This is a genomic window from Streptomyces beijiangensis (assembly GCF_017315755.1).
In the GTDB taxonomy this organism is placed as follows: Bacteria; Actinomycetota; Actinomycetes; order Streptomycetales; family Streptomycetaceae; genus Streptomyces; species Streptomyces beijiangensis.
This window is the reverse complement of sequence record NZ_JAFLRJ010000028.1, coordinates 1-8,681: the sequence shown is the minus strand read 5'-3', so window position 1 is coordinate 8,681 and position 8,681 is coordinate 1. Positions and strand designations below refer to the sequence as shown.

Annotated in this window: 9 protein-coding genes; 2 read left to right on the top strand and 7 right to left on the bottom strand. The window is 69.9% G+C overall.

Annotation, left to right across the window (positions count from 1 at the left end):
- Positions 1-84 precede the first annotated feature (84 nt).
- On the top strand, positions 85-1,464 hold the full coding sequence (locus tag J0695_RS03740; RefSeq protein WP_206960136.1) for an ABC1 kinase family protein: 1,380 nt from the start codon (positions 85-87) through the stop codon (positions 1,462-1,464).
- A gap of 80 nt (positions 1,465-1,544) precedes the next feature.
- Here the strand turns inward: J0695_RS03740 and J0695_RS03735 are convergent, their stop codons facing one another.
- The 4 genes from J0695_RS03735 to J0695_RS03720 form a co-directional block, all read right to left on the bottom strand.
- Complete coding sequence (locus J0695_RS03735; protein WP_206960134.1) at positions 1,545-1,874, bottom strand: putative WhiB-interacting protein; 330 nt, start codon at positions 1,872-1,874, stop codon at positions 1,545-1,547.
- Complete coding sequence (locus tag J0695_RS03730) at positions 1,871-2,227, bottom strand: WhiB family transcriptional regulator (RefSeq protein WP_206960145.1); 357 nt, start codon at positions 2,225-2,227, stop codon at positions 1,871-1,873. Before J0695_RS03730 ends, J0695_RS03735 begins: the two co-directional genes overlap by 4 nt.
- 176 nt (positions 2,228-2,403) lie before the next feature.
- Positions 2,404-2,721, bottom strand: a complete 318-nt coding sequence (locus J0695_RS03725) for a hypothetical protein (protein ID WP_206960132.1) — start codon at positions 2,719-2,721, stop codon at positions 2,404-2,406.
- Between the two features lie 172 nt (positions 2,722-2,893).
- A complete protein-coding gene (locus J0695_RS03720; RefSeq protein WP_206960129.1) occupies positions 2,894-5,131 on the bottom strand; it encodes an ATP-dependent DNA helicase UvrD2 in 2,238 nt (745 codons plus the stop codon).
- Between the two features lie 176 nt (positions 5,132-5,307).
- Here J0695_RS03720 and J0695_RS03715 point away from each other — a divergent pair, with 176 nt between their 5' ends.
- A complete protein-coding gene (locus J0695_RS03715) occupies positions 5,308-5,562 on the top strand; it encodes a glutaredoxin domain-containing protein (RefSeq protein WP_206960127.1) in 255 nt (84 codons plus the stop codon).
- A 43-nt stretch (positions 5,563-5,605) separates the two neighbouring features.
- Here J0695_RS03715 and nudC read toward each other — a convergent pair whose 3' ends face one another.
- The 3 genes from nudC to J0695_RS03700 all read right to left on the bottom strand — a co-directional run.
- The gene (gene nudC, locus J0695_RS03710) at positions 5,606-6,553 is read right to left on the bottom strand and encodes an NAD(+) diphosphatase (RefSeq protein WP_206960143.1); all 948 of its coding nucleotides are present in this window, start codon (positions 6,551-6,553) and stop codon (positions 5,606-5,608) included.
- A gap of 216 nt (positions 6,554-6,769) precedes the next feature.
- Positions 6,770-8,158 carry a dipeptidase gene (locus tag J0695_RS03705; protein WP_206960126.1) on the bottom strand — a complete coding sequence of 463 codons (1,389 nt, stop codon included), beginning with the start codon at positions 8,156-8,158 and terminating at the stop codon, positions 6,770-6,772.
- A 10-nt stretch (positions 8,159-8,168) separates the two neighbouring features.
- Positions 8,169-8,681 (bottom strand): PD-(D/E)XK nuclease family protein (locus J0695_RS03700; RefSeq protein ID WP_206960124.1); only part of this gene is annotated, 513 nt, incomplete at its 5' end.

Sequence of the window (8,681 nt, the reverse complement as noted above, 5' to 3'; positions counted from 1 at the left end):
GGGATCAGGGGCCGAGGGGCGGCAAGCCACAATGGCCGGGTAATCGTCGTACGCACCACGGCAGTCTGGGAACTGGAGGGGCGCATGTCTGATCTTCCCCGGAAGGCGGTCACTCGTACTGCCAAACTGGCCGCCCTTCCCTTGGGCTTCGCCGGCCGTGTCACCTGGGGCCTGGGCAAACGGATCGGCGGGAAGTCCGCGGAGATCGTGACGCGCGAGCTGCAGCAGCGCACCGCGGAGCAGCTCTTCAAGGTCCTGGGCGAGCTGAAGGGCGGTGCGATGAAGTTCGGCCAGGCGCTCTCCGTCTTCGAGTCCGCACTGCCCGAGGAGGTCGCGGGTCCTTACCGGGCGGCGCTGACCAAGCTTCAGGAGGCGGCACCGCCGATGCCGACCCGGACCGTCCACTCCGTACTGGAGCAGCGGCTCGGCGAGCAGTGGCGCGAGCTGTTCCTGGAGTTCGAGGAGAAACCGTCGGCAGCCGCTTCGATCGGCCAGGTGCACCGCGCGGTCTGGCACGACGGGCGCGAGGTCGCGGTGAAGGTGCAGTACCCGGGCGCCGGCGCGGCGCTGCTCTCGGACCTCAATCAACTGGCCAGGTTCGCCCGGCTGCTCGGGCCGCTCATCCCTGGCATGGACATCAAACCGCTCATCTCCGAACTGCGCGACCGGGTGGCGGAGGAGCTGGACTACGCACTGGAGGCTCAGTCCCAGCGGGATCATGCGGCGGAGTTCGCGGGGGATCCGGATGTGAAGGTGCCGGATGTGGTGCACCAGGTCGACCAGGTGCTGGTGACCGAGTGGATCGACGGGATACCGCTGGCCGAGATCATCACGGACGGCACGGAGGAACAGCGGGACAGGGCAGGCCAGTTGCTGGCCGGGTTCCTCTTCTCCGGTCCAGCGCGCACGGGGCTGCTGCACGCCGATCCTCATCCGGGGAACTTCCGGCTGCTGCCGCCGGACGAGGGCGAGGCGGCGGACGGCTGGCGGCTGGGGGTGCTGGACTTCGGGACGGTGGACCGGCTGCCCGGGGGGTGGCCTGCCACGATCGGGGAATCACTGCGATTGACGATCGCGGGCGAGGCCGAGGCGGTGTACGGACTGCTCCGTGAGGAGGGGTTCGTCAAGGAGTCCATAGCCCTTGATCCGGACGCCGTACTGGACTATCTGCTGCCGATCATCGAGCCGGCGCAGGCCGAGGAGTTCACCTTCACCCGCGGCTGGATGCGCGCGCAGGCGGCCAGGATCGCCGATCCGCGCTCCCCCGCCCACCAGTTGGGCAAGCAGCTGAATCTGCCGCCCAGCTATCTGCTGATCCACCGGGTGACGCTGAGCACCATCGGGGTGCTCTGCCAGCTGGGCGCGACGGTGCGGCTGCGGGACGAGCTGGAGACCTGGCTGCCGGGGTTCCTGCCGGAGGAGGCAGAAGAGCCGGAGGAGGCAGAGGAAGTGTCGGGGGCCTGAACGTGCCGTGGGGCCGGTCCGTTGGACCGGCCCCACGGGAGGCGTATCTCTTTTGCCGCATGCCTCTTACCGCATGCCTCTTACTGCATGACGGCCATGGCCAGCGCGCGGCGGGCGCGCAGGGAGACGCGCTCGGCGCGCCGTTGCATGCGCCGGGCTGTCATCAGGCTCAGCGCCCGACGCTCGGCCTCGGCTTCACGCAGGCGTTCGTGCATATGCGCACGAGCCATGGCTTCTGGGATGAGTTGCATCTCGCGGGTCCTGTTCTGACGCGAGGCGGTCGCGCCGATGGTGGTGACGACGGGGGTGGCGGAGCCGGACGGCTCGTTCGTGGAAGTGCTCATCGGGTCCTGCTTCTGGGGTTCGTGCTTGCTGGGTCGGTCGATCGTTCCGGGGCCGGTGATGTTCATGCCGCAACCGGGTTCTTGCGCGGACGGCCACGCGGACGCTTGCGGGCGACGACGACGCCCTGGACGAAGAGCTCGCCACCCCAGACACCCCAGGGCTCGCGGCGCTCCTTGGCGCCGGCGAGGCAGGCCTCGACCAGCGGGCAGGTGCCGCAGAGCGACTTGGCGTACTCGACATCGGCCGGGGTCTCGGCGAAGAAGACCTCGGGGTCGTACGAACGGCAGGGGACGGGTACGCCGAGGTTCTCGATGGCGTCGTCGAGGGCGGTGAGAGCAGTCAGCGGGGTCAAGGTGGGGTCCTCTGGGGCGTCAGGGGGCGGAAGTGTCTGCGAGGGCGGTGCGGACGGGGCGTGCACTGCGGTGTGCGCTGTGGTCTGCGCGGTGTTCTGCAGGGTCGTTTGCACGGTGGTTTCGTTCCTCGTCTGGTCGTTCCGGTCTGTTTGACCGGAGGTCTGCTGGTGGCCCAGAACAAACAAAAGGGCCGCGGATCCCGGGTGGGGTTCCGCGGCCCTGAAGGCGCCTGCCTGACTTTTCAGGCTGGATCACTCCAGGGTTCGAGCCCGCGGAAGGCCCACATCTTGTGGTGGTGCTGTGTCGTCTGCTGCGTCGCGCTTCCGAATCCGGCACCGGTTGCCGCAAACGCATAAGCCTTGGCTTCTGCCTTCGCTACTGCTGCTTCCGGTGCCTTGGTCGGTCGCTCATTACGCTCCCGGACGGGGAGGCTCGCCAGGGCGACAGGACTGACGGCGGAAACGCCGGACAGACCAGTGCCAAGGAGCGAGGAGCCGAGCGGGCAGGTGGCGACGACCGAGGTATCGGTCATTTTGATGAAGTCGATGATGATTGCCACTGGTCTCGCCTCCTCTCGGCGTCTCTAGGACCTCGGCCCGGAGGCCTGGTCCACACGTATATGGGATAAGTACAGCACGGATTCAGGGCTTCAGAGAAGACGCTGTTCCCGTGATGAAGAACCTATGGGGGTTCCTGGGGCGCGCGCAAACTATTTTCTCGACGATTTTCGCTCAGTCGTCGTCGGAGCTTCCTCCAAGCTCCTGACCTGCACAGATTGCCAGGACGTCTGATCCGAAACGGTCCATCTTGCGGACACCGACTCCGGAGATCATCGCCAGCTCGCCCTCGGTGGACGGGACGGTCTCCGCGATCGCCATCAGCGTCTTGTCCGTGAAGACGCAATATCCGGGCTGTCCGATCGCCTCCGCCTGGACCGCCCGCCAGTCCCGCAGCCGCTCGTAGAGCGCCTCGTCCATGTCCGAGGGGCAGTCCTCGCAGCGCATCAGCTTCATCTCGCCGGCGTCCGTCAGCCCCTTGCCGCAAACCCGGCAGCGGACGGGGCTGCGGTTCCTGTGGCGGGGGGCGGGCGTGCCGGTGACCGTGCCGGGAGCCGAGGAGCCGCCCCGCTCGATACCGCCGCCGCCGACCGCGCCGCCCACGCCCGCCGCCACGGTGCCGGGGCGCAGCCCGGACAGGAAGCGGCTGGGACGGCGGGAGGCGCGGCCGCCCGGCGCGCGGGCGAGCGACCAGGAGAGCGTGAGATGCAGTCGGGCGCGCGTGACGCCGACGTAGAGCAGCCGGCGCTCCTCCTCGACCTGTTCGTCGGTCTTGGCGTACGTGATCGGCAGCATGCCCTCGGTCAGGCCGACCAGGAAGACCGCGTCCCACTCCAGACCCTTCGCCGCATGCAGGGAGGCGAGGGTGACGCCTTCGACGGTGGGGGCGTGCTGGGCCGCGGCCCGTTCGTCGAGCTCGGCGACCAGGTCGGAGAGCGTGGCCCGGGAACCCGCGGCGGCGCGGCTCGACGACAGCTGCTCTGCCAGCCGGACCAGGGCGGCCAGGGACTCCCAGCGGTCGCGGACCGCGCCCGATCCTGCGGGCGCCTTGGCCGTCCAGCCCTTGGTGCCGAGCACCGCCCGCACCTGGGACGCCAGGTCGTCGGCGTCGTCCAGGAGGGAGTCGTTGCCTCCGGCGCGGGCGGCGCCGCGCAGGGCGACGCCCGCCTCGCGTACCTCCGGGCGCTCGAAGAAGCGCTCGGCGCCGCGCAGCTGGTAGGGCACCCCGGCGTCGGCGAGAGCCGTCTCGTAAACCTGCGACTGGGCGTTGATGCGGTACAGCACGGCGATCTCGGAGGCGGAAACGCCCGCGGCGATCAGGTCGCGGATACGGCGGGCGGTGGACTCGGCCTCCGCCGGCTCGTCCCCGTACTCGACATAGGCGGGGGCGGGGCCCGCCTCGCGCTGGGAGACCAGTTCAAGACGGTGGTCGGCGGCCTTGCCGCGGGCCTGGGAGAGCAGCCCGTTGGCGAGGTGGACGACCTGGGGCGTGGAGCGGTAGTCGCGGACCAGCTTGACGACGGTCGCGTTCGCGTAGCGGCTGCGGAAGTTCAGGAGGTGGTCGGGGGTGGCGCCGGTGAAGGAGTAGATCGTCTGGCTGGCGTCGCCGACCACGCAGAGGTTGTCGCGCTCCCCGAGCCACAGTTCGAGCAGCCGCTGCTGGAGCGGGCTGACGTCCTGGTACTCGTCGACCACGAAGTGCTGGTACTGCCTGCGGATCTGGTCGGCGATGTCGTGGCGGTCCTGGAGGATGCCGACGGTCAGGAGCAGTACGTCCTCGAAGTCGATGACTCCCCGGTCGCGCTTCAGCTGTTCGTAGGTCGAGTAGATCTGGCTGATTTCCGCCGGTGCGCGAGGGGCGTCGCGGGACGACTTGGCGACCGCCGCCGGGTAGTCGGCGGGCACGGTCTGGGTGACCTTGGCCCACTCGATCTCGCTCGTGACATCACGCAGCTCATTGCGGTCCAGACGGATCCCGCAGCGCGCCGCCGCTTCATTGACCAGCTGGACCTTGCGCTCCAGGAGGCGCGGCAGTTCGCCGCCGACCGCCTTGGGCCAGAAGTACTGGAGCTGGCGCAGGGCCGCGGAGTGGAAGGTCCGCGCCTGGACGCCGCCAGCCCCGAGCTGGCGCAGCCGGCCGCGCATCTCGCCCGCCGCGCGGTTGGTGAAGGTGACGGCCAGCACCGTGCTCGGCTGCAGGATCCCGGCACGCACCCCGTAGGCGATGCGGTGGGTGATGGCGCGGGTCTTGCCCGTCCCCGCCCCAGCCAGCACGCACACCGGCCCGCGCAGGGCCAGGGCGACCTCGCGCTGCTCGGGGTCGAGCCCGTCTAGCACCGCGTCCGCCGAGTCCGGGACCTCGGGGACCTGGGGAGTCTGCGGGAAGAGGGGGGAGTGCGTTGCTGATGTCACCCCTTCATGCTGCCAGGTCGGCGGGGGCTCACGGGATGCGTTGTCCACAGGGGGCGGCGTTAGTCGTACCAATGCGGGAATGGCGGCCTCGTCACATACGTTCTACGCGGTGCGAATACGCATCGGACGAAACCGCAGAAGCAAAACCGCGGAAGCAGCAGAGGAGCGCGAGACACATGCCGGGCACTGTGACGATGTACAGCACCACGTGGTGCGGCTACTGCCGTCGGCTGAAGGGCCAGATGGACCGCGAGGGCATCACGTACAACGAGATCAACATCGAGCACGACCCGGATTCGGCCGCGTTCGTCGAGAAGGCGAACGGCGGAAACCAGACAGTCCCGACGCTGCTGATCGTCGGCGACTCCGGTGCGGAGTCCGTGATGACGAACCCCTCGCTCGCCCAGGTGAAGCAGGCACTCGGCGCGTGACCCGCGTATCCCCCGGCCGCTTCACGGCCGGGGGCAGGGCCGGCTAGTTCAGCGGCTTCGGGAGCGGCTTTCCGTACCAGAGTTCCACCAGACGGGCCGCGATCGAGATGCCCGCGGGCGGCAGGATCTCGCCGGTCTCGATCGCCGTCCGCAAGTCCTCGCGCGAGAACCAGCGCGCTTCGCTGATCTCCTCGCCGTCCACGGTGATCTCCGACGTCGTGGCCCGCGCCATGAAGCCGAGCATCAGCGACGAGGGGAACGGCCACGGCTGGCTGGCCACGTACTCGACCTCCCCTGTCACCACGCCGGCCTCCTCGAAGACCTCGCGCGCCACCGAGGCCTCGATCGACTCGCCCGGCTCCACGAAGCCCGCCAGGGTCGAGAAGCGGCCTTCCGGCCAGTGCACCTGGCGGCCGAGCAGCGCCCGGTCCTCGTCGTCCGTCACCAGCATGATCACTGCCGGGTCCGTACGCGGGTAGTGCTCGGCCCCGCAGGCCTGGCAGCGGCGGATGTGACCGGCCGCCGCGATGACCGTGCGCTCGCCGCAGCGCGAGCAGAAGCGGTGCAGTCGCTGCCAGTTCTCCAGGGCCACCGCGTGCACGAGCAGCCCCGCGTCGCGCGGGGAGAGCAGCAGACCCGCCTCGCGCAGACCCGCCGGGCGCGCGGGCTGGTCCATCCGGCCGGGCAGTGCGTCCTTCTGCAGGGCGAAGTAGTGGATCCCCTCGGTGTCCGTGCCGAGGAAGTAGCGGTGCTCCTCGGTCAGCGGCGCCTCGAAGGACGGCGTCATGAGCAGTTCGGTACGGCCGTCGGGGGTCTCGTCGACCAGAGCCTGCCCGCCGGAGACCACGAAGACCCGGGTGGAGGGGTGGCTCCAGGCCGCCGCGAGCCAGGCCTCGTCGAGGCGGTGGTGCGCGGCACGGTCGATGCCGCTCGGGGCGGTCAGACCGATGGGGCGGTTCGGGTCTTCGGTGGTGGTGGTGCGGCTTTCGATGCTCACTGGTGCTTCCAACTCCCCCTCATGGACGGACTGTTCGTTTCAGTGCAGCGCGGTGGGCCGGCGGGTGCTGAAGATCCTGGCCGGATCAGGGAGCGGCGTTCGGTGCGTGCTCTCGGCGTGCCGGGCGAAGGTCCTTGTAGCGGAGCTACTTGGGCCTTTGACTGGTGCGTCGAGAGTGCGTGCCGGGCGTCGCGAGCCCGGCCAGGATCTTCAGCACCCGCCAAGGTCGCCCCACAGGTGGGCGGTGGTCTCGACGCCCTTGAGGAGCAGGTCGATCTCGACCTTCTCGTTGGGTGCGTGCCAGCCGTCCGACGGTACGGAGATACCCAGGAAGAGCACCGGCGCACCGAGTACGTCCTGAAGATCGGCGGCGGGACCTGAACCGCCCTCGCGCGTGAAGCGGATCTTGGACCCGAAGGCCCGCCCCATGGCCCGTACGACCGACTGGAGCGCGGGGTGGTCGAGCGGCGTGAGGCAGGGGCGCGTACCCGCACTGAAGGTGATCTCGTGGCCGATGCCCGCGGGGACCCGGGTGGCCACCCAGTCGGTCACCAACTTCTCGATACGGGCCGGGTCCTGGCCCGCGACCAGACGGAACGAGAGCTTCACCATGGCGGACGACGGGATGATCGTCTTGCCGCCGGGGCCTTGGTAGCCGCCGCCGATGCCGTTGACCTCGGCGGTCGGGCGGGCCCAGATGCGCTCCAGGGTCGTGAGGCCCTTCTCGCCGTGGGGGGCGCGGGACTTGGCGGTGCGCAGCCACTCGGCCTCGTCGAAGGGGAGCTCGGAGAAGAGCTCGCGCTCGGCCTCGGTGAGCTCGGCGATCCCGTCGTAGAAACCGGGGATCGTGATGCGCTCGTCATCGTCGTGGAGGGCGGCGACCAGGCGGGCTGCGGCGGTGGCCGGGTTGGGGACCGCGCCGCCGAAGGAACCCGAGTGGATGTCCTGGTCGGGGCCCTGGAAGGTGATCTCGCACTCGGCGAGGCCACGCATACCGGTACAGACGGTGGGTGTCGTCTCGGACCACATGCCGGTGTCGGAGACGATCACGACGTCGGCCGCGAGCCGGTCGGCGTGCGCCTCGACCAGGTCGCGGAAGTGCGGGGAGCCGGACTCCTCCTCGCCCTCGATGAGAAGCTTGAGGTTCACGGCGGGGGTGGTGCGGCCGGTCACGGCGAGGTGGGCGCGGACGCCGAGTGTGTGGAAGAACACCTGCCCCTTGTCGTCCGCGGCGCCTCGCGCGTACAGCCGGCCGTCCTTGAGCACCGGCTCGAAGGGGTCGGTGTGCCAGCCGTCCTCGACGGCGGCGGGCTGCACGTCGTGGTGTCCGTAGACCAGGACCGTGGGGGCGGAGGGGTCGTCCGACAGCCACTCCGCGAAGACCGCGGGGGCGCCGTCGGTGTGCAGGATTTCCGTGCTGAGGAAGCCCGTTTCCTTGAGCTTGGCGGCCAGCCAGTCGGCGCTGCGCCGTACGTCCGCGTCATGGTCCGGCTGGGCCGAGACCGACGGGATGCGCAGCCAGTCGGCGAGGTCGTCGAGGAAGGCTGTGCGGTGCGCTTCGATGTACGTACGGACGGCGCTGTCCGAGGTGTCGCTCATGCCATCGAGCCTAACCGGCCGGTGGGGGTGGATCGGCCGGTGGATCCCCGAGCAAGATCCGTTCCAGCTCTCCGCGGCCGGGGAGACGGGCGGGGCGGACGACCTCGCCGCTCCTTACGTACAGGAACACCGCGTCGACCGAAGTGAGCGGGATCCCGTACCGCTCGGCCCACGCCAGCCGGTAGACCGCGAGCTGGAGGGGGTCCGCGGTGGGGGCGTGGTGGGTCTTCCAGTCGACGATCTCGTACGTCGCGGGGCCTGTGCGGTAGACCGCGTCGATGCGCCCTCGGATCACCCGGCCCGCGAGGGTGAGCTGGACGGGGACCTCGATGCGGTACGGGGTGCGGTGGGCGTACGGGGTGCGCTCGAAGGCGTCCTTGAGCGTGGTCAGGTCCCGCTCGTCCTGGATCTCGGGCTCGTCGTCGTGGCCGCCGGGGAGTTCGTCGGGGCCGAGCATCGGGAGGGGGAGCTCCTCGAAACGGGCCTCCACCCAGGCGTGGAAGCGGGTGCCTCGGCGGGCGCC

Bases quoted from the DNA above. Each gene is read 5' to 3' on its own strand.
- J0695_RS03740 (WP_206960136.1), top strand. From the start codon at position 85: ATGTCTGATCTTCCCCGGAAGGCGGTCACTCGTACTGCCAAACTGGCC.
- J0695_RS03735 (WP_206960134.1), bottom strand. From the start codon at position 1,874: ATGAACATCACCGGCCCCGGAACGATCGACCGACCCAGCAAGCACGAA.
- J0695_RS03715 (WP_206960127.1), top strand. From the start codon at position 5,308: ATGCCGGGCACTGTGACGATGTACAGCACCACGTGGTGCGGCTACTGC.
- J0695_RS03705 (WP_206960126.1), bottom strand. From the start codon at position 8,158: ATGAGCGACACCTCGGACAGCGCCGTCCGTACGTACATCGAAGCGCAC.